Here is a 22,455-nt window from a genome sequence, read left to right on the forward strand (position 1 = left end):
TTTCCCATCCGCAATGATTTGCACCGGTAACCTTACGCATTCACCCAGGCAAGCGTAAAGCCGTCCCATCCCTTGACGCCGACCGTTTGCATGGCAGTGGCCGTCAGGCGCGGGTCGGCGCCAATCATCTCGATGAATTTACGCACGCCCTGCACACTGGCATCGGTGGTCGTCGGGTTAGTCACTGCGCCGTCGCGCACCACATTATCGCCAATAATCAGCGTACCCGGACGGGCATAGTGCATCGCCCATTTCAGGTAGTTCGGGTTATTGGGTTTGTCGGCATCGATAAAAATCAGATCGAACGGCGGGCGTTCGCCGAGGTTTTCCAGCGTCTGCAGCGCCGGGCCTTCGGCAACGGTGACCTGATGCGCCACCCCGGCAAGCTGCAGGTTTTCACGCGCTATCGCCGCGTGTAGCGGATCGGCTTCCAGCGTCAGCAGTTCGCCGCCGGTTGGCAGCTCGCGCGCCATCCACACCGTGCTGTAACCGCCGAGCGTACCGATTTCAAGAATGCGCTTCGCCCGCACCATGCGCACAAACAGCGCCAGTAATTGCCCCTGAGCGGGCGAAACATCAATGGCCGGAAGCCCTGCGCGCTGGTTATTTGCCAGCACCTGCGTCAGGATTTCATCTTCCGGAATCAGCTGTTTTACTAAGTATTCGTCAACCGCGGACCACTTCTGCTGCATAGCATTACTCCTGGTTTATTAGAAACTTAATTCAGCCCGGACCAGCCACCTCCCAGTGCACGATAGAGATCCACCTGCGCCAGTAACAGATTGTTTTTAACCTGCACCGCGCTCAGTTGAGCGGAAAACAACGTGCGCTGGGCGTCCAGCACGTCCAGATAAGAGGAATAACCGTTGTGATAACGGTTTTGCGCAATGCGTAACGTCTCCTGCGCGACATCGACCTGCCCGGCAAGCTCGGTGAGTTGCTCGCCCAGACGGGTGATGGCATCAAGGCTATCGTTCACCTCTTTGAACGCGTTGCGCACGGTTTTTTCATAGGTGTAAAGCGCCTGATTACGCTGCGACATCGAGACATCGACCTGCGCATTCAGCGCCTGGCGGTTAAACAACGGGGCAAGAATGCTGCCGCCAATGCTCCACAGCCGCAGCGGATTATCCAGCAAACCGGGCAGCGTATCGTCCTGCATACTGCCGGTTGCCGTCAGGTTAATCGACGGCAGTAATTTCGCCTGCGACGCGGCGAGTGTCGCATCGGCGGCAACCAACTGGCGCTGTGCCTGCACAATATCCGGCCGCCGGTTGAGCAAACTTGACGGTAATTGCGAGGGCAATGTCAGCGGTGTTAACGCCGCAAATTCGCCACGATTCACCGCACCCGGATTATTACCCAGCAGCACACTCAACGCATTTTCCTGCTGGCTTATCTGATGTTGCAGCACCGGGATCTGCGCGCGCGTGCTGCGCAACTCGGAATCCGCTTGCATCAGCTCCAGCCGGGAAGTATAGCCGGTCTCATACTGTCGCCGGGCAAGTTTGAGCGCATCTTCCCGCGCTGCCAGCGTGGATTGCGTGACCTGTAATTGCGCATCCAGCGACAGCAGCGTGAGATAACCGGAAGCGACATTGGTTGCCACCGTCAAATCGGCCGCCGCTGCTGCTGCTTTCTGGGCTTCCAGCGAGGCGTCTGCCGCGCGAGACGCGCTGCGGCTGGCTCCCCAGATATCGACGTTGTAACTGGCCGTCAGATTGCCTTTGTACAAGGTGCTGTAAACGGGTAAACCCGTGGCGGCAGATTGCGCCCGGGCGCGGGTGCCGGAAATTCCGGCGTCCAGTTCGGGGAACAGGGCGCTGTCGGCGGCGTAAACCCGCGCCTGATATTCATTGACCCGCTCGCGGGCGATCAGCACGTCGCTGTTGTGGCGTAGTGCCTGGTCGACATAGCGGTTTAGCTGGCTGTCGTGAAAGTTACGCCACCAGACGCTATCCGTTTTGCTGACCGGACCCGCCTCGCTGCGCCAGGCCGCCGGGATCTGCAGCGACGGTTGGGCTTGCTGAACATCGGCAGACTGGCAAGCGGCAAGGGTGAGACTCAGCGCGACAACGGTGAGACGCCGCTTCATTGCTCTGCCTCCCGCGTATCAATATGTACCTGCACCGACATTCCAGGGCGCAGCCTTGCCAGTTCGTCGGGTTTCGCCTCCACCTGGATACGCACCGGAATGCGCTGGGCGATTTTGACAAAGTTACCGGTGGCGTTATCCGGGCTGATAGCGCTAAATTCCACGCCGGTGGCCGGTGAGATGCTCTCCACGCGCCCGTGGTAGCTGCGCCCGTCCAGCGCATCGACGGTAAAGCGCACTGGCTGCCCGACAACCACATTTGCCAGTTGCGTCTCCTTCAGGTTGGCGATCACCCAGCGTTGCGATGGCACCAGCGAGGTCAGGTGTGTTCCGGCGGTGACATACGCGCCAAGGCGCACGCTGATTTGCCCCAGTTGCCCATCGCGAGGGGCGACGATACGGGTGTTTTGCAGATCGATTTGTGCCAGTTCAAGCGCCGCTTTGGCGTTTTCCACATCTGCCTGTAGCGACCCGCGATTAACGATGGTGGTTTGCAGATCCTGGCGCGACATCTCAAGCGTCGCTTGTGCCTGGGCAATACTGGCGGTGTTCTGCGCGGCGGTGGCGAGGGCGGCGTCGCGTTCACGAATGGAGAGCGAGCCGTCTGCGGTCAGTGCTTTCACGCGTTTTAAATCTGCCTGGGATTTCAAATCCTGCGCTTTGGCGCTGGCAAGCGCGGCTTCGTTGCGGGCAATGACGGCCTGCGCGCTTTTTCGCTGCTGGAGGTTGTTATCCAGCGCAGCCAGCTTCATCGCCAGCGTGGCTTTCGCCTGATCGACGCGCTGGCGGTAGATTCGGTCATCGATCTGCATAATCAGATCGCCTTTTTTCACGACGGCGAAATCCTGTACCGGCACGTCGGTGATGTAGCCGTTCACCTGCGGGCTGATAAATGTTGTCTGGCCACGTACATAGGCGTTATCAGTAAACTGGGTATGGCGCGTAAACGGCGGCAACTGCCAGGCGTAAAGGATCACCAGTACGCCCACCAGGCCAATCGCGGCGGCGGAAAAAAGAGAAACCACACGTAAGTTGCTGCGGGTATTGGCCCGCTCTTTGGCGGCATCCTGCTGGCTCATAGACACTCCAGTAACATTATTATTTGCTCCCAGTGGCCCGCTTCAACACAAGTCGGGCAGTAATACGCAGGCGCAACAAGCGCCATAAAATCCAAATCAGCGTGGCGGCAGCAATGCTGGCCGTCAGCAGATAAGTATCGTTGTAAGCCAGAATATTCGCTTCCAGCGTCGACACCGTTTGCAGCTGCGTTACCGCCTGCGCGCTAAGCAATGTGCTGTCGCCAAGCTGGCTTTGAAACATCTGGCTGTAATATTGCAAACGCTCATTGACCAGTGGGTTTAAGGTAGTGAGCTGGTCCGCTAACAGGCTGGAGTGATACTTTTCCCGCCATGTCTGAAACGTGCCGAGGATCGCCGAACCCAGCAGCCCGCCAATATTCTGGCTCATGCCAAACAGCACCGAGAAACTGACCAGGTTGCGCGGCTCCGCCACCACGCCGCCAATCCCTGCCAGCATCGCTGGTGCGATAAAAAACGCACTGGCAAAACCGAGTAAAAACTGGCTTACCATCAACTGATTGGGGCGCGTCAAACTGGTGGACTGGCTATCAAGCAGCGAGGCGATAATCATCAATGCCAGCGAGGTGACAATCGGCCATGCCAGTCGCTGGGGTTTAATCGTCAGGCAACTGGCGGTAATACCGCAGATGATCCCCGCCAGGATCGACCACGCCAGGCTGGTCATTTGCTCGTTTTGCAGGCCAACATATTGCAGCCAGCCAAACACGCCGGTGTTCTGCTCGGCGAGCACGATGCGGATCAGCAGCATAATCAGCCCAAGACGCACAATGCTGCCGCTGGAGAGCCAGCGGGTGTTGAGCAGCGGGTTACTGCGGTTGTGTTCAAAGGCTATCGCCGAGACGATCAGCACCACGGCGCCTGCCAGCGCCCAGCCGATCCAGGGCGCTTCAAACCACCAGTCCAGCCGACCCAGCGACAGCACCGCGCACAGCAGCGCCATGCCTGGTGCGAGCAGAAAGAAAGTGATGAAATCTTTCTTTTCAAACACTTTTTTACGATCGCCCGGCGGCAATTTTAAGGCGATCACGCAGCCAAGCGAGAGCAGCGCCAGCCCAAGTTCGAACAGGTACAGCCCGCGCCATTCATCCAGTTGCAGCAGCTCGGTAGAAAAAAGGCGGGCAATCGGAATCGCCAGCGTCGAACCGGTAATACCAATGGTCAGCGCTTTTAAGCGATGTTTCGCCGGCCAGGCCTGAATCTGATAGTAAATGCCGAGCGAACTGAGTGCCGCCGCCACCATGCCGTGCGCGGCGCGGACAAACAGGGCAGAACTGAGATCGTTGATAAACAGGTGGAAGAAGGTCACCAGTACATACAGCACCAGAAACCCCTCGGTAAATGCGCGCAGACCGTATTGCTGGCGAAACTTTACCAGCAGCAGGTTAATTGACACATTGGTCATCACATACACGGCGGGCAGCCAGGCGATCTCCGTCGACCAGGCGGCAAACGTGCCTTGCAGGTTTTGCAAATTAGCTGTCACCATCGCGTTGCCGAGCGCGCCGGTCATGCAAACCAGCAGGCCAACGACACCATAGGCGATACGGCGCGGAGTGCTGTGATAAGGGGTGGAAGGCGAACCCAGCAGCATCGGTTTTTCATGCGGCTGCCATTCGCGTGGGCTATACGGGTCGCTTTTCGGCAAACGCATTACATTTTCCTGACCGGGCTAAGGGTGATCGTTCGCGACGGTAAGTTGTGCGCGCATGAAGATGTCGGGGGACAGCTGTAATCCATATAGAAACAAAGGTTGTTAACGTGAATGGTTAGCGGGCTAATGATTCTACTTGTGCCGTCAAAGGCAATGCAAGCGCATAAGAAAAATATAGGTTACTGACGTTAAGTGATCTGCTTTATTGATAAAAATAAACAATTATAGGTGACAACGTCACAATGAGTGCACTAACCATTACGCTTACCGGGGCAAGCGATCCTGCATGCCTGCAACTTCAGGACGCGCTTTCTGATTACCTGCAACACCTCACAGGCAGCAGCGGCAGAGCCTCGTTTGACGCCGCTGCCTTAGGTGAGCGGGGCTTCTTTTTGCTGGCACAAGAAAACGCGGTGGCGGTGGGCTGCGTTGCGGTTCGTGAATTGTCCGCCGGGATCGGTGAAATCAAGCGCATGTATGCGCGCCCCGGCACGCGCGGCGTAGGCGCTCGGTTGCTCCGCACGCTTGAGCAGCATGCGCGGGAGCGCGGTTTTCATGCGCTGTGGCTGGAGACGCGCAAAATCAACCAGCGTGCCGTTGATTTCTATCAGCGCAACGGCTTTCGGATCCGTGAAAACTACGGCACCTATATTGGCAGGCCGGAAGCGATATGTTTCGAAAAAGCGTTGTGACCGGTAGGTGCGGTTTCGTTAGTGCACGAATGCGTGCAGCATAAAAGTATGCCGTTTTGCCTGCTTAACGCCGGGTTACAGGCGCTGTCTTCAATGGGGCAGATAAAGCGGTAATCCCTGCATCGTGGGTTATTGCACATGTTTCAAAAAGGCTACAGAAACTTACCTGAACCGCTGCGAACAGGATTCGGAGTGATCCCCTGTACTGCGGGTGTTGACGCGGTAGGCTGTAAGTTAAAGCGAAGGAGGTTCTATGCTGATGACGACTTTTCCTGCCGTATCAGAGCGCACGCTGGCGGCGGCAAATACGCTGGGTGCGTGGCTGGCGCAAAATGATTTTGTCGGTAAGCCCACGCCCGTGCGGGCTGATGTGGTGATCCTCGCGGGTAATGCTGTCATTCCTGCGATTGATGCCGCCTGCTCACTGGCGGCGGCGCAGCAAACGCCGCTTCTGATAAGCGGTGGCGTCGGGCACTCCACCACCTTTCTTTATTCGGCTGTCGCCCGGCATCCACGCTATAACGTCGTGCGTACCACCGGGCGCGGCGAAGCGGCAATTCTGGCCGATATCGCACGCCAGTTCTGGCAGATTGATGCGAAACAGATCCTGATTGAGGACAAATCCACCAACTGCGGCGAGAACGCCAGGTTCAGCATCGATATGCTGATGTCGCAGGGGGTAAAACCGAAAACCGTGATGGTGGTGCAGGATCCCACCATGCAGCGCCGCACAATGGCGACGTTTGCCCGCGTCAGCCAGCAGTGTCACGATGCGCCGCACTGGCTGAGCTGGCCCGGTTTTACTCCGCAGTTAACCAACACGGCCGAGGGGCTGGCATTCCAGCCGCAGCAGCGAGGTTTATGGTCGGTTGAGCGTTATTTGTCGTTGCTGCTGGGGGAAGTGCCGCGTCTGCGCGATGATGCCAGTGGCTACGGGCCAAACGGCCGTGATTTTATCGTTCATGTTGATTTCCCGGAGGAAGTCGACGCTGCGTGGCAGGTTTTAATGGCCGATACCACGCTTACTGCGGCGCTCGGTAGCCGCGCTTTGTAACCTCAATGCCCGTTTGCGCAGACGTTGCCGCAAACGGGCATTTCCTCCGTTGTACTTGTCACGGTTTTGTTGCTTTTTAGCGCCCCTTTTATGCGTTCTCTCACAAAAGTTGCCCCTGTCTGTAGGAAAAATGTCGTGCGCGGATAGATTTTTAACAACGAATTCACTTGTTAAAAACAATGTCATTACAGGAGCGAGGCATGACAGCACCGGTACAGCACCCTATGTTTATCGATGGTCAATTCGTGAGCTGGCAAGGCGATACGTGGTTGGATGTTATCAACCCGGCAACCGAAGCGATCCTGGCGCGTATTCCCGATGGCACCGCCGAAGACGCGCGCAAAGCCATTGACGCCGCCGAACGGGCGCAGCCAGGCTGGGAAGCGCTGCCCGCTATTGAGCGCGCGGGCTGGTTACGCAAAATCGCGGCGGGCATTCGTGAAAACGCGCGTGAGATTAGCGCGCTGATTGTCGCCGAAGGAGGAAAAATCCAGCAACTGGCGGAGGTGGAAGTCTCCTTTACCGCCGATTACATCGACTATATGGCCGAGTGGGCGCGGCGCTATGAAGGCGAAATTCTGCAAAGCGACCGTCCGGGCGAAAACATCTTCGTGTTTAAACGCCCGTTGGGTGTGACCACCGGCATTCTGCCGTGGAATTTCCCGTTCTTCCTGATTGCCCGCAAAATGGCACCTGCGCTGATTACCGGCAACACCATCGTGATTAAACCGAGCGAATTCACACCGAACAACGCGATCGCCTTCGCGAAAATCGTCCATGATGTCGGCTTACCAAAAGGCGTTTTTAACCTGGTGCTCGGGCGCGGGGAAACCGTTGGACAGGAGCTGGCGGGGAATCCGAAAGTGGCGATGGTCAGCATGACCGGCAGCGTTGGCGCGGGTGAGAAAATCATGGCGGCAGCGGCGAAAAACATCACCAAAGTATGTCTTGAACTGGGCGGCAAAGCGCCGGCAATTGTTTTTGATGATGCCGATCTTGAGCTGGCCGTGAAAGCGATTGTTGATTCCCGCGTCATCAATACCGGGCAGGTGTGTAACTGCGCCGAACGCGTGTATGTGCAAAAAGGCATTTATGACCGCTTTGTCAATCGACTTGGCGAAGCCATGAAAGCGGTACAGTTTGGCGATCCGGCGCAGCGCAACGATATAGCGATGGGGCCGCTTATCAATGCGGCGGCACTGCAACGCGTTGCAGAGAAGGTCGAGCGCGCCGTGTCTGAAGGCGCGCGCGTGGTACTCGGCGGCAAGGCGGTCGCCGGCAAAGGCTATTTTTACCCGCCGACATTGCTGCTCGATGTGCGCCAGGAGATGGCCATCATGCATGAAGAGACGTTTGGCCCGGTGCTGCCGGTGGTTGCGTTCGACACGCTGGAAGAGGCGCTGGCGATGGCCAACGACAGCGATTATGGCCTCACGTCGTCGGTATATACCCGCGATCTGACGACAGCAATGAAAGCCGTGCGGGGGCTGAAGTTTGGTGAAACCTACATTAACCGCGAGAATTTCGAAGCGATGCAGGGTTTCCATGCGGGCTGGCGCAAATCGGGCATTGGTGGGGCGGATGGACGCCACGGCCTGAACGAGTATCTGCAAACGCAAATGGTCTATCTGCAGTCCTGATATACGTAGCCCCCGCACATGGCGGGGGCTCGTTTCATACTTTGGTTGCTATCCACGCCATCATCAGTTCCGGCCATATTGCCACCGGTAAGCCCAGCGCATCGCGAATGCCAAAACCGTGTTTCCCCTGTTCGAACAGATGCATCTCAACCGGCACGCCAAGGCGGCGCAGGGCGCTGAACATAACCACGCTATTTTCCACTTTCACTGCCGGGTCATCGACCGCGTGCAACAGAAAGGTCGGCGGTGTGTTTTCATCGGCCATTTGCTCTGCGGAGTAGCGACGGATCTGTTCGTCGCCCGGCGTATCGCCAATCAACTGCTGGCGTGACATCGGGTGGTCAATCTCCTGGTGCATGGTAATAACCGGATAGACCAGCGCCATAAACGCCGGGCGGGCGTGTTGCTTATCCATCTCATCAACGGGGTGATAGACGTTTTCGTTGTAGCGTGTGCCAAGGCTTGCTGCGGCGTGGCCGCCGGCGGAAAAACCCATAATGCCAATACGTTCAGGATCGAGTCGCCACTCCTGCGCACGGGCGCGAATGACGCGTATCGCGCGTTGCACATCGGCCAGCGGCGCGTCCGCACCTTCCTCATGCCCGTCGCCGGGCAGGCGGTAGGTCATGACAAACAGGGTGTAACCTTTGGCATTAAAGCAGGGGGCCAGCGCGCTGCCTTCTTTATCCAGCACCACGCGGCGATAAGAGCCGCCGGGCGTGACCAGAATACCGACACCGTTCGGGTTTTGTGGCGCGTAGACAGTAATGTGCGGAGCGCGTACGCCGGTGACGGATCGGTCAAAAGGCGAGGGGCCGGTATGATGCTCTTCAAGCTGAAACTTCACCGGGCTTACCGCGGCACCCGGAGCTTCGCCGGTTGGCCAGACGGGGAACGTTGTGGCGTGTTGTACCGCCACGTTCATCAGGGTGAGTAAATCTTCCGGGCTGATATTTCTCATGTGCTGCCTGGTTTGAATACGCCGGGTTATTACCCGGCGTGGATGGAGAGATTACAGTGCGCGATATTTTTCCAGTACGCGAACCAGCTGAGTGACAAAACCGTATTCGTTGTCGTACCAGGAGACGGTTTTGACCAGTTGTACACCGCCAGCTTCGGTGATCTCGGTTTGCGTGGCGTCAAAAACGGAACCAAAATGGCTGCCGATAACATCAGACGAGACGATCTCATCGTCGGTATAGCCGAAAGATTCATTATTTTCGGTGGCTTTTTTCAGCGCCTGATGGATCTCATCGACCGTTACTTTCTTCTCTAATATGGATACCAGTTCGGTAACGGAGCCGGTTTTCACCGGTACGCGCTGCGCGTGGCCTTTCAGCTTGCCGCTCAATGCCGGGATCACCAGACCGATGGCTTTCGCCGCACCGGTAGTGTGCGGAATGATGTTTTCCGCGGCGGCACGAGAGGCGCGCAGATCTTTCCCGCGCGGGCCGTCGACCAGCGCCTGCGTACCGGTGTAGGCGTGGATGGTGGTCATGGTGCCGACTTTAATGCCGAAATTATCCTGCAATGCCTTGGCCATCGGCGCGAGACAGTTGGTGGTGCAGGAAGCCACAGAAATAATGGTGTCCTGCGCATTAATCGTGTCGTCGTTAACGTTGTAGACGATAGTTTTCATCTCGCCTGCCGGAGCGGAAATAAGCACTTTTTTGGCCCCGGCGTCGATGTGCGCCTGCGATTTTTCGCTTGATGTATAAAAACCGGTACACTCAACGATGATCTCCGCACCGGCGCTGCGCCACGGAATATTTTTCGCCTCTTTTTCCGCATATACCGTGATGGTTTTGCCGTTAACGATCAGCGCGTCTTCGGTAAAATCCACGCTCCAGCCGAACGGACCGTAGTTGGAGTCATGCTTTAACAAATAGGCCAGCACTTTGGGTGAGGTCAGATCGTTGATCGCCACCACCTCTGCGCCGCTGTTGGTTTCCAGCAGGCGACGTAACACCAGGCGCCCAATGCGCCCGAATCCATTAATGCCAATTTTGCTCATCGATCTTCTCCATCAGAATGTAATGAATCACCGTTTTGCACTTATTTAGTGATAACCTGGCGGGCGTTATTGGGCAAATGAATCCCATTCAGGCAGTGGTAAGTCCCTGAAAAATGATAAGGAAAAGTTAATGAATTTTTAAGGAAAGCCCGGTATGTTGAACGCCGGTTCGTTCGTTTTGGGGTTCCTTATGCGTAGCAAATATTCCGGATTACAAATCGCCATTCACTGGCTGGTGTTCCTGCTGGTTATTGGCGCTTATTGCGCCATGGAACTACGCGGATTCTTCCCGCGCAGCTATCGTCCTTATTTCAATCTGGTCCACGTTTCATGCGGCATTTCGATTCTGGTGCTGATGCTGGCGCGTCTGCTGGTGCGGCTGAAAAGCCCGACGCCGCCGATTGAGCCGAAACCGTCAGCGATGATGACCGGGCTGGCGCACCTTGGGCATCTGGTCATTTACCTGCTGTTTATTGCCTTGCCCGTTATTGGCCTGCTGATGATGTATAACCGCGGTGGTCCGTGGATTGCTTTCGGTATTACGATGCCGTATGCCGCCGAAGCGAATTATGATTTGGTGGATACGCTTAAAGAGTTCCACGAGCTGTTGGCCAATGTTGGCTATTTTGTCATTGCGTTGCATGCCGGTGCGGCGCTGGCGCATCACTACTATTTTAAAGACAACACACTGCTGCGTATGATGCCAAAAAAACGCGGCTAACGCTTCCTCGCTGCTGGCCCCGCATCCTGCGGGGCTTTTTCATTTCTGCGCGTCTAAAATGTGATCCTGTCGGGTTTTCCACATTGAAAAGCAGGGCGGAAATCACATTTTACGCCATCCGTGCTGTGCGCAATTCGTACAAGCAGTGTAGATATTATATCTATTATAGAAACACTATCGGGCGGAGGGGATATGACACAGCCAGTACAGGAGTCTCTCGATCGGATGGCAACACAAGAACACGCAGCCGGATCGCGCAAATTACGCAAAGTGCTGCTCGCCACCGGCATTGGTCACTTTGTCGAATGGTTTGACTTTGGCCTGTATGGCACGCTCGCCGCCATTATCGGCCTGCAGTTTTTCCAGGCGGGCGATCCGAGCGTCGCACTGCTTTCGTCGTTCGCGGTCTTTGGCGCGGGTTTTATTATGCGCCCGCTTGGCGGGCTGTTTTTCGGTTCGCTGGGTGACAGAAAAGGGCGGCAAAAAGTGCTGGCAACGGTGATCCTGCTCACCTCCGGTGCCACCTTCGTAATGGGGCTGCTACCGACTTATCATCAGATTGGTATTACCGCGACGGTGCTGCTGGTGATAACGCGCCTGATTCAGGGCTTTGCCGCAGGGGGCGAAAGCTCGGGCGCGACAACCTACCTGGCGGAATATGCCCCCACGGAGCGCCGTGGCTACTTCACCTGCTGGATCGATAACTTTGGTTTTATGGCGTTTGTCGTCGGCTCCGGGCTGGTCTTTCTGCTGACGGCAACGCTCGGTGAAAGCACAATGAGCGACTGGGGCTGGCGCATTCCCTTTTTGATTGCCGGGCCGCTGGGCTGGGTCGGTCTGTATTTACGAAAACATCTGGAAGATTCGCCAGAATTTCTCGACGCCATGAAAAACGGGCAAACCGAATCCGCGCCGCTGCGTAAAGCGGTAACCACCGCGTGGGGCGCGTTGCTGTTCTGTGTCGGTTTTGTGGTGATCAAAGCGGTCGGGCACTGGACGCTGCAAACCTTTATGCCGAGCTATCTCTCCACCGAGTTGCACTTCTCGAAACTTAACGCTTACGCCATCACCACGATTGGTCTCTTTTCCGTGGCGGTGCTGGTGCCGTTTATGGGCTATCTGTCGGATAAATATGGCCGTAAACCGTTAATGCTGACCGGGTGCGCCGGGTTTATTCTGCTGAGTTACCCGGCCATGATGGTAATGGCGAACGGCGATGTGCTCTCTGCTGTGCTGGCAATGGTGATGCTGGGGGCGTTTATCGCCGCATTTGATGGCGCCTGTACCGCCGCAATGGCGGAACTTTTCCCTACCAGCGTGCGCTATGGCGGCTTGTCTATCGCCTATAACTTTGCCGTCGCCTTCTTTGGCGGCATCACACCCTGGTTTTCCGCCTGGCTCATTACCAGCACCGGCGATAAATTTTCGCCCGCCTTCTATGTGATGGGCGCGGCGCTCATCACCTTCCTGACAGTGCTGCGCGCCCGCGAAACCGCAGGGCAGCCGTTAAAACGCTGACGTTTGCCCGGAGGAGCCCTCCGGGCTATCAGGTAAATCTTAAACAGGATATTGCGCGTATCTTTCACGGAGCAGGACGTGGCAGATACGCGCAGTGGCCGATGATTTTCTTTCGCTTTCATCTACAGGGGAATATTTATTTGTCCGTCCAGGGAATAAATATCAACGTGATATTAACCTAGGAAATCATTTTTATTCCATAGGGACAAAGTTCAAATAAACACGTCTGCTGCTTTTCACAATTCCGTAATGAAACGTTATCATTACCAGGACAATGACAACTGGTTTTTAAAGTGCGCCAGATAGCAGGGAAAAAGGGCATGGTATGAATAACGCGAAAATTCTGTGGTTTTCCATCAATGGATACCCGTGCGCCATCAGTATGTAAATAGTTGTTTGGTCGTAAAAAATAGTTGCCGCGATACCAGACAATAACCGACAGATGCTCACTATTCCTGGCGACAGCAAACGCCGTGCCGGTCGTTGGGGAAAGCAGCATATCCGTAATATCCCAGCGCATAAGTTCTCCTTGCTAATAGCATAATGTCTCACTAAGAAAAATCTTATCAAATAATTCGCGCCAGTCCTAAGTTAAATTTTATATTTAATATTGCACTGATTAACCTACGATATATTTAATTAAATTTACTTAGAATTTTGATATCAGACAAAAATGGTGGGGTTTTGTACAATATATTTTTACGATTGTTATCCTTTCCCGGTGAATACATTATGTTTTCTCTCTGCTAGAGTCATCACGTCACTTTAGTCTCGCCTTGTCAGGAGGTTTCCCGTGCTTTTGTCCAGTCTGATTGCGATCGCCGCCGTGCTAATGATGGGGGTAATGAGCCCAGGTCCGAGTTTTATTTACGTTGCGCGTAATTCACTGGCGCATTCATGTGTGCATGGTTTAGTCACCTCGCTGGGAATGGGGGTTGGCGCAGCGACTTTTGCGCTGATGGCGATGCTGGGATTGCAAAGGGTGCTGAATGCGGTGCCGGAACTCTATATGGCGCTAAAGATAGCAGGGGGCGCGTATCTGATCTGGATGGCGGTGAAGATTTTTCGCGGCGCGTCACAACCATTGACGCTCTCTGTGAACCATAACGACGCACCCAAAGGGCTGTGGAAGACGTTTCGTGATGGGTTGTTTATTCAGTTAAGCAACCCGAAAACGGCTATCGTATTCGCGTCTATTTTCACCGCGCTGCTGCCAGCCTCTATTCCAACGGTCTTCTATTATGTGATCCCGCCGATGAGCTTTGTGATTGATGCGGGCTGGTATTCGCTGGTGGCGCTGCTGCTTTCATCCGAGAAACCGCGCCGCGTGTATTTGCGCATCAAAACAGCGGTGGACAGAACCTCGGCCACGGTACTGAGTATTTTAGGGATCAAGCTGATTTATTCGTCGCTGGTGAAGTAAAACTGAGGCTGAGTACCGCAGGGCGTGGCAACCTGGGAAATATTGTCGGTCAAAACGCTGGCCGACAATAGTTGCTTGTATTAAGGACGCGAGTTGACTCTTCTTTGTGCGAAAAATTAATTTAACGCTCACGAACATAATCGATGCATAAACACATAGCATATTGACAAACGCAAAGAATGAGGTGGGATCGCATCGGCTTCATAAGGCGTGGAAATCAACGGGCGAAAGGTTGCATAAGCCCAGTCTGAAACGCCAACGGTTAAGCTATTGAGCGGCATTCCATATAGTGATAAACAAAATGCAGCCACGAAGCAGATAAAAAAGAGCCCCGCGTTTTTAATGATTAAAATAACTCTCTCCCATAACATTGATGCGATCATACGCTGAGAAGGGCATATTACCTTTGCGTACCTAATCATTTCTGCCTGACCAGTCGAAAGTCAGCAGGGCAGAAAAATGGAATTTATCCCTGGCTAATTCCTGAACCATTATCATTGCCGTCAGTAAGAGGGCAAATTTAGACGTATCATTTTTTTAACTTGCGAATAGCAAGCATCGTGGTTTTATAAATGACGATTGCAAACAGAAATGAACAGACAATCCAGGTAATAACCCACAAATCGTCGACATTCTCCTGGCTAACATTGCCATGCATCCATGAAGCAAAAGCTTCTTGAAAGGAATAAATCATAGCTCTGCTGTAGATAAAAACAGCGATTGACAAGGTGAGACACTATACAACTCATCAAACTGGCAAACTTTCTCGTGATCTTGTTTTTAAGTAACCTTGTTCAATGCGGACTGTCCGGCCTGGCAGTGGGATATCTGCTCTTAATGGGGTGCTGGTGCAACCTACCAGTGCACATTTATCTTCATTGAAGAGACTCTTTCAAACAAATTTGGGGCCATTCAATAGTCTCGTATCTCATAGTGTCGTTGTACTGAAACACCTAACCTTCTGATATCCATACAAAACATTATGTTTACATCGTGCTAAAATAAAAGTTACCATACCCCCCTATAGTATCAAGGAGGTCGTATGCCCCATTCACCAGAAGATAAAAAACGCGTGCTTACGCGGGTTCGTCGCATTCGTGGCCAGGTTGATGCATTAGAGCGCGCGCTGGAAAGCGGCGAGCCCTGCATCGCGATTTTGCAGCAAATCGCTGCCGTGCGCGGCGCAGCCAATGGTCTGATGGGCGAAATGGTTGAAATTCACCTCAAAGATGAGCTGGTCACCGGCGAAACCACTGCCGATCAACGCGCGGTGCGCATGGCGGAAGTCGGTCATCTTCTGCGCTCTTATCTAAAATAAGCAATAAGCCATATACAAAAAGGAAGCGACTTATGAAATCACGTGCAGCTGTGGCCTTTGGGCCGGGTCAACCGCTCAAAATCGTCGAGATAGACGTAGCGCCGCCAAAAAAGGGTGAAGTGCTGGTGCGCATCACACACACCGGCGTTTGCCACACCGATGCATTTACGCTTTCTGGCGACGATCCGGAAGGCGTGTTCCCGGCGGTGCTCGGTCATGAAGGCGGCGGCATCGTTGTGGAAGTCGGCGAAGGGGTGACCAGCCTGAAACCGGGCGACCACGTTATTCCGCTCTACACGGCGGAGTGCGGCGAGTGTAAGTTCTGTAAATCCGGGAAAACCAACCTCTGTCAGGCCGTTCGCGCCACGCAGGGCAAAGGCCTGATGCCGGATGGTACAACCCGTTTCTCATATAACGGCGAACCGATTTATCACTACATGGGCACCAGCACGTTCAGCGAATACACCGTTTGCGCGGAAATCTCGCTGGCGAAAGTTAACGAACAAGCGCCGCTGGATAAAGTCTGTCTGCTGGGTTGCGGTGTAACCACCGGCATTGGCGCGGTGCATAACACGGCGAAAGTCAAAGAGGGCGATACGGTCGCAATCTTTGGCCTCGGCGGTATCGGTCTGGCGGCTATCCAGGGCGCTGTTCAGGCGAAAGCGGGACGCATTCTGGCGATCGATACCAATCCGGACAAATTCCCTCTCGCCAAAGAGATGGGCGCAACCGACTTTATTAACCCGAAAGATCACGACCGCCCAATCCAGGACGTGATTGTCGAAATGACGGACGGCGGTGTGGACTTCAGTTTTGAGTGCATCGGCAATGTGAACGTCATGCGTGCCGCGCTTGAGTGCTGCCACAAAGGGTGGGGCGAGAGCGTCATCATCGGCGTGGCGGGCGCAGGGCAGGAGATCAGCACCCGTCCATTCCAGCTGGTGACGGGGCGTGTATGGCGCGGTTCCGCCTTCGGCGGTGTGAAAGGTCGTACACAGCTACCAGGTATGGTAGAAGATGCGATGGCGGGCAAAATTCGCCTCGATCCCTTCATTACACATCGTATGCCACTGGAGCAGATCAACGATGCCTTTGAGCTGATGCATCAGGGGAAATCTATCCGCACCGTTATCCATTTCGGCGAAAAGTAACGCTCCCTCACGCCAGCGGTGTCACCGCTGGCGCAACCAAACTCCAAATCTGTGACCGCTGACGCGCTTTTCGCCATAAGAATAATCCAATTATTGCCGATGCCTATATATCATTCCTGTTGTACGTATCAGACATATATGAGAGTCGATAGCCATGGATAAAAAAGCAGCGATGCAAAGAACACAAGGCATTGGTTTTATGCACAATATTCGATTGGTTCCCCTGTTTTCTTCCATTCTCGGCGGCATCTTAGTGCTATTTGCATTAAGTTCCGGTCTGGCGGGTTACTTCCTGATGCAAGCGGATCGCGATCAGCAGGATGTCACACAGGAAATCCAGGTGCGCATGGGATTATCCAACAGTTCTAATAACTTACGCATAGCGCGTATCAGCCTGATCCACGCCGGCGCGGCCAGTCGCATCGCCGAAATGGAAGATATGAAAAACAACGTGGCTGAAGCAGAAAAACGCATGAAGCAGTCACAGGACGGTTTTAATCAATATATGGAACGCCCGGTCAAAACTCCGGCGGACCTTGCCCTGGATGGCGATCTCACCACCCGTTTTAATGCCTACATCGCGGGCATGCAACCGATGCTGAAATATGCCAAAAACGGCATGTTTGAAGCGATCATTAACCACGAAAGTGAGCAGGCGCGCCAGCTGGATGCGTCTTACAACGAAGTGTTGTTAAAAGCCATTGATATTCGTACCGCACGTGCACAGCGCCTGACCGAAGAGGCTCATAGCCGCACCCAGCTTGGGCTGATGTTTATGGCTGCCGCCTTTGCGTTAGCGCTGGTGCTGACGGTTATCACCTTTACCGTATTGCGCAGCGTAGTGATTAACCCGCTGCAACGTGCGGCTCAGCGCATTTCTCGCATCGCAACAGGGGATTTAACGGTAGCCGATGAGCCTGCCGGGCGTAGCGAAATTGGTCGTCTGAGTAGCGATCTGCAAGCGATGCAGCATTCGCTGGTCACCACAGTCGCGACGGTGCGTCAGGGCGCGGAAGAGATCTATCGCGGTACCAGCGAGATCTCCGCCGGTAACACCGATCTCTCTTCCCGTACTGAGCAACAGGCTGCGGCCATTGAACAAACGGCTGCCAGCATGGAGCAATTAACCGCGACCGTGAAGCAGAACGCCGACAACGCGCACCATGCCAGCGGGCTGGCACGCGATGCCTCCGGCAAAGCGACCAAAGGTGGGCAGATTGTTTCTGGCGTCGTGCAAACGATGGGCAATATCACCAACAGTTCGCGCAAAATTTCCGAAATCACAGCGGTTATCAACAGCATCGCCTTCCAGACCAATATTCTGGCGCTTAACGCGGCGGTAGAAGCGGCGCGCGCTGGCGAACAGGGGCGTGGTTTTGCGGTGGTGGCAAGCGAGGTTCGTACGCTGGCAAGCCGCAGTGCGCAGGCGGCGAAAGAGATTGAAGCGCTGATCAGCGAATCCGTGAGCTTAATTGAACAAGGTTCCGGAGAAGTGGTTTCCGCCGGTGAAACCATGGGTGAGATCGTCACAGCCGTTAAGCGCGTGACCGATATCATGCTGGAGATCGCCGCCGCTTCTGATGAGCAGAGCAAAGGCATCACTCAGGTGAGCCAGGCGATCACGGAAATGGATAACGTCACCCAGCAGAACGCCTCACTGGTAGAAGAAGCCTCGGCGGCGGCGGCTTCGCTGGAAGAGCAGGCGGCTCGTCTGACCGAAGCCGTGGGGGCATTCCGTTTAACTGATGCGGCACCGCAGCGTCAGAATAATGCGGCATCGCCAACCAGCAAAACCTTCAAGCCACAGCGCCCGGCGCTGGCGCAGGGTGATAACTGGGAAACGTTCTGAGTATGCAGAAAACAAAAAAGAGGCCGGACGGCCTCTTTTTTATGCGCAAAATCTTAACACTGGTTGGTGTTTAAGGCGCTGACCATATTGTTGTAGTTTTGCAGCAGGGACTGGGCGTCCTGTGTCTGCTGCGATTGCATCAGCTGAAACTGCGTTGACTGTTTGGCATCTTTTTCGTACTCGCCATTTTCGGTGCGCTCAATAATGTCACGGCCGGTGGAGAGATAGTCATTGGCTTTAGACAGAAGACTCGAACAGCCCGTTTTGTTGCTTTCGCGTACTTTGGCATCGTAAGCGGTAGCCATGCTGTTGAACTGATCGAGCGCCTCTTTGAATGCCGCCTTCTTATCGCCCAGTCCTTTGCCATCCAGCACGCCATCGGCGGCATCCAGGCTCTCTTTCAGGTAGTAGACCATCCCCATTTTCGCATGCTCAAGCGTGCCTTTTTGCGTACGTTCGAATTCCGCTTTAATGCGCGCACGATCTTTTGCCTCGATACCTTCAAAGAAATTCGCCTGCGCAACGACCAGCATCTGCATGCTGCTCAACAACGCGGGCTGGATCTCACGACCGTGAGCGCCATTATCGCTTTTGTATGTTTTTGCGCTGATGTAGTTGTACATATCGCGGCTTACCGGTTCGGCTTTTGCCAGCGCTTCGCTGTAAAGACGCCCCGGTTCATCCAGTTCCGGCATATCCGGCTTCATGCCGTGCGCTTTATCCAGATGTTCTTTAATACGCCCCATAGAGAGCGGTTCAGTAAAAAACAGATCATCCATTTTCTTTTTGCCATCGAAAGCGGGCTGTGTGTACTTCTGGTATTCAGCAAGTTGTTTACCGAAGTTGGCCGAGGTCATGTTAGCCGCGGCAATATATTCGTTGTACTTCAGCACTTCGGCCTGTTCGGCTGACGGCTGCGCTTCTTGCGTTTTGGTGGTTTTGTCGTCACAGGCTGACAGTGCCAGCAGGCAGGCGGCAACCGCCAGCGTACGTGCGACAGGTTTGGCGATGAACATCCCATTCTCCTTGTCCGAAAAAAGAAAAAACCGACTCATTTTGCTGAGCGCCGCACAGGTTAGCATCAATGCCCGACTGGCAAGGGGCATGCCACCTGAATTGGTAGGTTTTAAAAAGGGGGGGAGAAATTGCCCGGCAGACAGCGCCACCGGGCCAGGTTCAGTCGTGGGCAGCGTTAAATAAAGCTGTCGTCATCGTTGCTGTAATCGGTGTCATCAAAATCATCGTTCTGGTAAGAGTCATTGCCGAACGAATCGTTCTGATCGAGAAAACGGGTGTCGGAGGCATTACTAAAGTTGTCGTTCTGCGCGTTTTCAAACGACGAATTACCCGCCGCCGTCGCCGGTTCCTCAATAATATTCACAATCTCTTCCGGGCGGGACTGATGAAACATGCTGGTCAGCATTTCGGCCAGCACCACACCACCGGCAACGCCCGCCGCGGTTTGTAAAGCGCCGGCCATAAAACCGCTCCCGCGTGGCGCAGGTGCCGCCGAACGGGAATAGTCCTGCTGCGGCTGCTGAGGTGCATTCCAGTTATTTTCCGACTGTGGACTCTGGCTTCTCCCGCCGCCAAACAGGCCGCCGAGGAAACTGCCACCGCCGGTTTGCGGTTTGCTTTTTTGCGCCGCCAGCTCGCTTTCCAGTTGCTGGACTTTGCTCTGGAGCTGTTTTAGCGCCGCTTCCTGAATCAGGATCGATTGCGCCATATAGTACGGCGCGGCAGGTTGCTGACGCACAAATTCCGCTATCTGACGCTCAGCCTCGGCGTCGCGCTGGCCGTTCTGTTGCTCGGTCTGTTTCAGGCGCTGGAAAAGGCCGTTGATAAGCTGCTGTTCTTCATATTGCATGGCAATAACCTTCCGATCGCTGTGATAGATACTGTTGAGTTTATCAGTGCCATGAATACGTGTCCGATGAGTGAAATGTTTGTTTAACATTGGTTGCAGCTGGGCAAAAAAAATGATGTGAAAGGCCAGATGTTCCGGTGATTCTCGTTGTCTCTTCAAAAAGCAATACATATGAATTACCATATATGTTATTTGGCGTCATTTAGGTAAAGGCATGCTGCAACCCGTTCAGCTTTTTAAAATTCTCGCCGATGAAACGCGATTAACCATCCTGCTGTTGCTCAGAGAGTCCGGCGAACTTTGCGTATGTGATATTTGCGCAGCGGCGGGGGAGTCGCAACCTAAAATTTCCAGGCACATTGCGATGTTACGTGAATATGGTCTGGTCGTTGATCGACGGGCAGGGAAATGGATCCATTATCGGCTGTCACCTCATATGCCCGCCTGGGCGGCAGCAACCATCGATACAGCATGGGATTGCTTGCGTGAAGAGACGCGAGCCAAACTGCAATCAGTGTCTTTGGGTTCGTGCTGATAACAAAACATATGCATAAATCCGTATATCATGGAGTCTGAAATGTTACTGGCTGGAAGCATATTTATTTTCACACTCGTGCTGGTTATCTGGCAGCCCAAAGGGTTGAGTATTGGCTGGAGCGCAACGCTTGGCGCGGTGCTGGCGCTGGCCTGCGGTGTGATTCATATGAGCGATATTCCGGCGGTGTGGAATATTGTCTGGAACGCAACGGCGACGTTTATTGCCGTCATTATCATCAGCTTACTGTTAGATGAGTCCGGTTTTTTTGAATGGGCAGCGCTGCATGTTGCACGTTGGGGCAACGGGCGCGGGCGGTTGCTGTTCACTTATATTGTGTTGTTAGGAGCGGCGGTTGCAGCCCTGTTTGCCAACGATGGTGCCGCGCTGATCCTGACACCGATTGTCATTGCCATGTTGCTGGCGCTTGGTTTCAGCCCGCGAGCCACACTGGCGTTCGTGATGGCCGCAGGCTTTATTGCCGATACCGCCAGTCTGCCGCTGATTGTCTCGAATCTGGTTAATATCGTATCGGCAGACTTTTTCCACCTGGGATTCACCGCCTACGCTTCCATCATGGTGCCGGTGGACATCGCGGCAATCGCGGCGACACTTACCATGCTCCACCTCTTTTTTCGCCGTGACATTCCGCAAAATTATGCCGCAGATAAACTGGCAGCACCGACAAGCGCAATTAAAGATCCGGCGACATTTCGCACCGGCTGGGTAGTGCTGCTCCTGCTACTGACAGGCTTTTTTGTGCTGGAACCGCTCGGTATTCCGGTGAGTGCGATTGCGGCTGTTGGTGCGCTTATTCTGTTTGCCGTCGCCAAAAAAGGGGCAGCGATTGATACAAACAAAGTGCTGCGCGGTGCACCATGGCAAATCGTTGTCTTTTCGCTGGGCATGTATTTGGTGGTCTATGGGCTGCGAAACGCGGGGCTCACCGAATACCTTTCAGGGGTTCTGAATCTGCTGGCCAATAAGGGCTTATGGGCGACCACCATCGGCACAGGTTTTATTACCGCATTCCTCTCTTCGGTAATGAACAATATGCCAACAGTGTTGATTGGTGCGCTGTCGATTGATGGCAGCAGCGCAACGGGCGTGCTTAAAGAGGCGATGATTTATGCCAATGTGATTGGCTGCGATCTGGGGCCGAAAATCACGCCTATTGGCAGCCTGGCGACACTGCTCTGGTTGCATGTGCTGGCGCAGAAGAAGATCGCGGTGAGCTGGGGGTATTACTTCCGAACCGGTATCGTGATGACATTGCCGGTTCTGTTTGTCACGCTGGTGGCGCTGGCATTGCGCCTCTCTTTTCCTTTGTCGTGAGAGTACTTATGAGCAACATTACGATTTATCACAACCCTGACTGCGGCACCTCGCGCAACACGTTGGCGCTGATCCGCAACAGCGGTGTGGAGCCGACAATTATTCACTACCTTGAGACACCGCCTTCGCGCGATGAACTCACAACACTGATTGGCGCTATGGGCATTTCAGTGCGTGAGTTGTTGCGCAAAAATGTTGCGCCGTACGAACAACTGGGGCTGGCAGAAGATCGCTTCACCGATGCTCAGCTGATCGATTTTATGCTTGAGCATCCGATTTTGATTAACCGCCCGATTGTTGTTACCTCGCGCGGTACGCGCCTTTGCCGCCCGTCGGAAGTGGTGCTGGAGATCCTGCCTGAAGCGCAGAAAGGCGCGTTTACGAAAGAGGATGGGGAGCAGGTTGTTGATTGCAACGGTAAGCGGATCGCGCCGTAATGCATCCGTAAACCGGTTAAACAGGAAGCGCTTTTGAGAACGCCCGCTGAACGCG

Annotated in this window: 21 protein-coding genes; 12 read left to right on the plus strand and 9 right to left on the minus strand. The window is 54.3% G+C overall.

From position 1 onward, the window contains the following. Window positions 1-32 precede the first annotated feature (32 nt). From AAIG26_RS02135 to AAIG26_RS02150, 4 genes are read right to left on the minus strand one after another with little or no spacing between them, the layout of a single operon-like run. Entirely contained in the window at window positions 33-692 is a 660-nt protein-coding gene (locus AAIG26_RS02135; protein ID WP_016495931.1) for an O-methyltransferase, read from the minus strand. 26 nt (window positions 693-718) lie between these two features. Continuing rightward, on the minus strand, window positions 719-2,095 hold the full coding sequence (locus tag AAIG26_RS02140) for an efflux transporter outer membrane subunit (RefSeq protein ID WP_343179508.1): 1,377 nt from the start codon (window positions 2,093-2,095) through the stop codon (window positions 719-721). Continuing rightward, window positions 2,092-3,174: an HlyD family secretion protein gene (locus AAIG26_RS02145; RefSeq protein WP_016495933.1), complete on the minus strand. Its 1,083-nt coding sequence runs from the start codon at window positions 3,172-3,174 to the stop codon at window positions 2,092-2,094. Before AAIG26_RS02145 ends, AAIG26_RS02140 begins: the two co-directional genes overlap by 4 nt. Window positions 3,175-3,193: 19 nt before the next feature. Beyond that, a complete protein-coding gene (locus tag AAIG26_RS02150) occupies window positions 3,194-4,846 on the minus strand; it encodes an MFS transporter (protein WP_016495934.1) in 1,653 nt (550 codons plus the stop codon). Between the two features lie 242 nt (window positions 4,847-5,088). Between AAIG26_RS02150 and AAIG26_RS02155 the strand changes: the two genes are divergently transcribed. The 3 genes from AAIG26_RS02155 to aldA all read left to right on the plus strand — a co-directional run bounded on the left by AAIG26_RS02155 (window position 5,089) and on the right by aldA (window position 8,232). Then, on the plus strand, window positions 5,089-5,538 hold the full coding sequence (locus AAIG26_RS02155) for a GNAT family N-acetyltransferase (RefSeq protein ID WP_343179509.1): 450 nt from the start codon (window positions 5,089-5,091) through the stop codon (window positions 5,536-5,538). 253 nt (window positions 5,539-5,791) lie between these two features. Beyond that, complete coding sequence (locus AAIG26_RS02160) at window positions 5,792-6,592, plus strand: YdcF family protein (protein WP_343179510.1); 801 nt, start codon at window positions 5,792-5,794, stop codon at window positions 6,590-6,592. Between the two features lie 200 nt (window positions 6,593-6,792). Then, the gene (gene aldA / locus AAIG26_RS02165) at window positions 6,793-8,232 is read left to right on the plus strand and encodes an aldehyde dehydrogenase (RefSeq protein ID WP_343179511.1); all 1,440 of its coding nucleotides are present in this window, start codon (window positions 6,793-6,795) and stop codon (window positions 8,230-8,232) included. Window positions 8,233-8,266: 34 nt separating this feature from the next. On the opposite strand, the gene AAIG26_RS02170 is transcribed toward aldA, so the two are convergent. Next, the gene (locus AAIG26_RS02170; protein WP_343179512.1) at window positions 8,267-9,193 is read right to left on the minus strand and encodes an alpha/beta hydrolase; all 927 of its coding nucleotides are present in this window, start codon (window positions 9,191-9,193) and stop codon (window positions 8,267-8,269) included. A gap of 51 nt (window positions 9,194-9,244) precedes the next feature. Further along, window positions 9,245-10,246 (minus strand): type I glyceraldehyde-3-phosphate dehydrogenase, encoded by a 1,002-nt coding sequence (gene gap, locus AAIG26_RS02175; protein WP_045508149.1) that lies wholly within the window; start codon window positions 10,244-10,246, stop codon window positions 9,245-9,247. 190 nt (window positions 10,247-10,436) lie between these two features. Here gap and cybB point away from each other — a divergent pair, with 190 nt between their 5' ends. Next, a complete protein-coding gene (gene cybB / locus AAIG26_RS02180) occupies window positions 10,437-10,967 on the plus strand; it encodes a cytochrome b561 (RefSeq protein ID WP_097405956.1) in 531 nt (176 codons plus the stop codon). A 225-nt stretch (window positions 10,968-11,192) separates the two neighbouring features. Next, entirely contained in the window at window positions 11,193-12,485 is a 1,293-nt protein-coding gene (locus tag AAIG26_RS02185; RefSeq protein WP_016495941.1) for an MFS transporter, read from the plus strand. A gap of 178 nt (window positions 12,486-12,663) precedes the next feature. On the opposite strand, the gene AAIG26_RS02190 is transcribed toward AAIG26_RS02185, so the two are convergent. Then, complete coding sequence (locus tag AAIG26_RS02190; RefSeq protein WP_071925195.1) at window positions 12,664-13,005, minus strand: hypothetical protein; 342 nt, start codon at window positions 13,003-13,005, stop codon at window positions 12,664-12,666. A gap of 273 nt (window positions 13,006-13,278) precedes the next feature. Between AAIG26_RS02190 and AAIG26_RS02195 the strand changes: the two genes are divergently transcribed. From AAIG26_RS02195 to AAIG26_RS02210, 4 genes are all read left to right on the plus strand, one after another. Further along, window positions 13,279-13,908 (plus strand): LysE family translocator, encoded by a 630-nt coding sequence (locus AAIG26_RS02195; protein WP_343179513.1) that lies wholly within the window; start codon window positions 13,279-13,281, stop codon window positions 13,906-13,908. Window positions 13,909-14,950: 1,042 nt separating this feature from the next. Then, on the plus strand, window positions 14,951-15,226 hold the full coding sequence (locus AAIG26_RS02200) for a metal/formaldehyde-sensitive transcriptional repressor (protein ID WP_016495945.1): 276 nt from the start codon (window positions 14,951-14,953) through the stop codon (window positions 15,224-15,226). 32 nt (window positions 15,227-15,258) lie between these two features. Beyond that, window positions 15,259-16,377 carry an S-(hydroxymethyl)glutathione dehydrogenase/class III alcohol dehydrogenase gene (locus AAIG26_RS02205; protein WP_016495946.1) on the plus strand — a complete coding sequence of 373 codons (1,119 nt, stop codon included), beginning with the start codon at window positions 15,259-15,261 and terminating at the stop codon, window positions 16,375-16,377. Between the two features lie 154 nt (window positions 16,378-16,531). Beyond that, window positions 16,532-18,226: a methyl-accepting chemotaxis protein gene (locus AAIG26_RS02210; protein ID WP_044489349.1), complete on the plus strand. Its 1,695-nt coding sequence runs from the start codon at window positions 16,532-16,534 to the stop codon at window positions 18,224-18,226. Window positions 18,227-18,279: 53 nt separating this feature from the next. Here the strand turns inward: AAIG26_RS02210 and AAIG26_RS02215 are convergent, their stop codons facing one another. Both AAIG26_RS02215 and AAIG26_RS02220 read right to left on the minus strand, forming a co-directional pair. Next, complete coding sequence (locus AAIG26_RS02215; protein WP_343179514.1) at window positions 18,280-19,242, minus strand: DUF3829 domain-containing protein; 963 nt, start codon at window positions 19,240-19,242, stop codon at window positions 18,280-18,282. A gap of 176 nt (window positions 19,243-19,418) precedes the next feature. Then, window positions 19,419-20,093: a DUF2076 domain-containing protein gene (locus AAIG26_RS02220; RefSeq protein ID WP_343179515.1), complete on the minus strand. Its 675-nt coding sequence runs from the start codon at window positions 20,091-20,093 to the stop codon at window positions 19,419-19,421. Window positions 20,094-20,307: 214 nt separating this feature from the next. On the opposite strand from AAIG26_RS02220, the gene AAIG26_RS02225 reads away from it, so the two are divergent. The 3 genes from AAIG26_RS02225 to arsC are packed head-to-tail and all read left to right on the plus strand — an operon-like array spanning window position 20,308 to window position 22,400. After that, a complete protein-coding gene (locus AAIG26_RS02225) occupies window positions 20,308-20,628 on the plus strand; it encodes a metalloregulator ArsR/SmtB family transcription factor (RefSeq protein ID WP_045508161.1) in 321 nt (106 codons plus the stop codon). Window positions 20,629-20,670: 42 nt separating this feature from the next. Continuing rightward, on the plus strand, window positions 20,671-21,963 hold the full coding sequence (locus AAIG26_RS02230; protein WP_343179517.1) for an arsenic transporter: 1,293 nt from the start codon (window positions 20,671-20,673) through the stop codon (window positions 21,961-21,963). A gap of 8 nt (window positions 21,964-21,971) precedes the next feature. Beyond that, a complete protein-coding gene (arsC, locus tag AAIG26_RS02235) occupies window positions 21,972-22,400 on the plus strand; it encodes a glutaredoxin-dependent arsenate reductase (RefSeq protein WP_016495952.1) in 429 nt (142 codons plus the stop codon). Window positions 22,401-22,455: the final 55 nt, after the last annotated feature.

The sequence above is a fragment of the Kosakonia sp. PSU_27 genome, from assembly GCF_039409795.1.
Lineage (GTDB): Bacteria > Pseudomonadota > Gammaproteobacteria > Enterobacterales > Enterobacteriaceae > Kosakonia.

What these genes read in the sequence shown, in the direction of transcription:
- AAIG26_RS02190 (WP_071925195.1), bottom strand. Translation starts at nt 13,005, where the DNA reads ATGCGCTGGGATATTACGGATATGCTGCTTTCCCCAACGACCGGCACG.
- AAIG26_RS02215 (WP_343179514.1), bottom strand. Translation starts at nt 19,242, where the DNA reads ATGTTCATCGCCAAACCTGTCGCACGTACGCTGGCGGTTGCCGCCTGC.
- AAIG26_RS02210 (WP_044489349.1), top strand. Translation starts at nt 16,532, where the DNA reads ATGGATAAAAAAGCAGCGATGCAAAGAACACAAGGCATTGGTTTTATG.
- AAIG26_RS02150 (WP_016495934.1), bottom strand. Translation starts at nt 4,846, where the DNA reads ATGCGTTTGCCGAAAAGCGACCCGTATAGCCCACGCGAATGGCAGCCG.
- AAIG26_RS02220 (WP_343179515.1), bottom strand. Translation starts at nt 20,093, where the DNA reads ATGCAATATGAAGAACAGCAGCTTATCAACGGCCTTTTCCAGCGCCTG.
- AAIG26_RS02200 (WP_016495945.1), top strand. Translation starts at nt 14,951, where the DNA reads ATGCCCCATTCACCAGAAGATAAAAAACGCGTGCTTACGCGGGTTCGT.
- cybB (WP_097405956.1), top strand. Translation starts at nt 10,437, where the DNA reads ATGCGTAGCAAATATTCCGGATTACAAATCGCCATTCACTGGCTGGTG.
- aldA (WP_343179511.1), top strand. Translation starts at nt 6,793, where the DNA reads ATGACAGCACCGGTACAGCACCCTATGTTTATCGATGGTCAATTCGTG.
- AAIG26_RS02170 (WP_343179512.1), bottom strand. Translation starts at nt 9,193, where the DNA reads ATGAGAAATATCAGCCCGGAAGATTTACTCACCCTGATGAACGTGGCG.
- AAIG26_RS02185 (WP_016495941.1), top strand. Translation starts at nt 11,193, where the DNA reads ATGGCAACACAAGAACACGCAGCCGGATCGCGCAAATTACGCAAAGTG.
- AAIG26_RS02140 (WP_343179508.1), bottom strand. Translation starts at nt 2,095, where the DNA reads ATGAAGCGGCGTCTCACCGTTGTCGCGCTGAGTCTCACCCTTGCCGCT.
- AAIG26_RS02230 (WP_343179517.1), top strand. Translation starts at nt 20,671, where the DNA reads ATGTTACTGGCTGGAAGCATATTTATTTTCACACTCGTGCTGGTTATC.
- arsC (WP_016495952.1), top strand. Translation starts at nt 21,972, where the DNA reads ATGAGCAACATTACGATTTATCACAACCCTGACTGCGGCACCTCGCGC.
- AAIG26_RS02155 (WP_343179509.1), top strand. Translation starts at nt 5,089, where the DNA reads ATGAGTGCACTAACCATTACGCTTACCGGGGCAAGCGATCCTGCATGC.
- AAIG26_RS02205 (WP_016495946.1), top strand. Translation starts at nt 15,259, where the DNA reads ATGAAATCACGTGCAGCTGTGGCCTTTGGGCCGGGTCAACCGCTCAAA.
- AAIG26_RS02225 (WP_045508161.1), top strand. Translation starts at nt 20,308, where the DNA reads ATGCTGCAACCCGTTCAGCTTTTTAAAATTCTCGCCGATGAAACGCGA.
- AAIG26_RS02160 (WP_343179510.1), top strand. Translation starts at nt 5,792, where the DNA reads ATGCTGATGACGACTTTTCCTGCCGTATCAGAGCGCACGCTGGCGGCG.
- gap (WP_045508149.1), bottom strand. Translation starts at nt 10,246, where the DNA reads ATGAGCAAAATTGGCATTAATGGATTCGGGCGCATTGGGCGCCTGGTG.
- AAIG26_RS02135 (WP_016495931.1), bottom strand. Translation starts at nt 692, where the DNA reads ATGCAGCAGAAGTGGTCCGCGGTTGACGAATACTTAGTAAAACAGCTG.
- AAIG26_RS02145 (WP_016495933.1), bottom strand. Translation starts at nt 3,174, where the DNA reads ATGAGCCAGCAGGATGCCGCCAAAGAGCGGGCCAATACCCGCAGCAAC.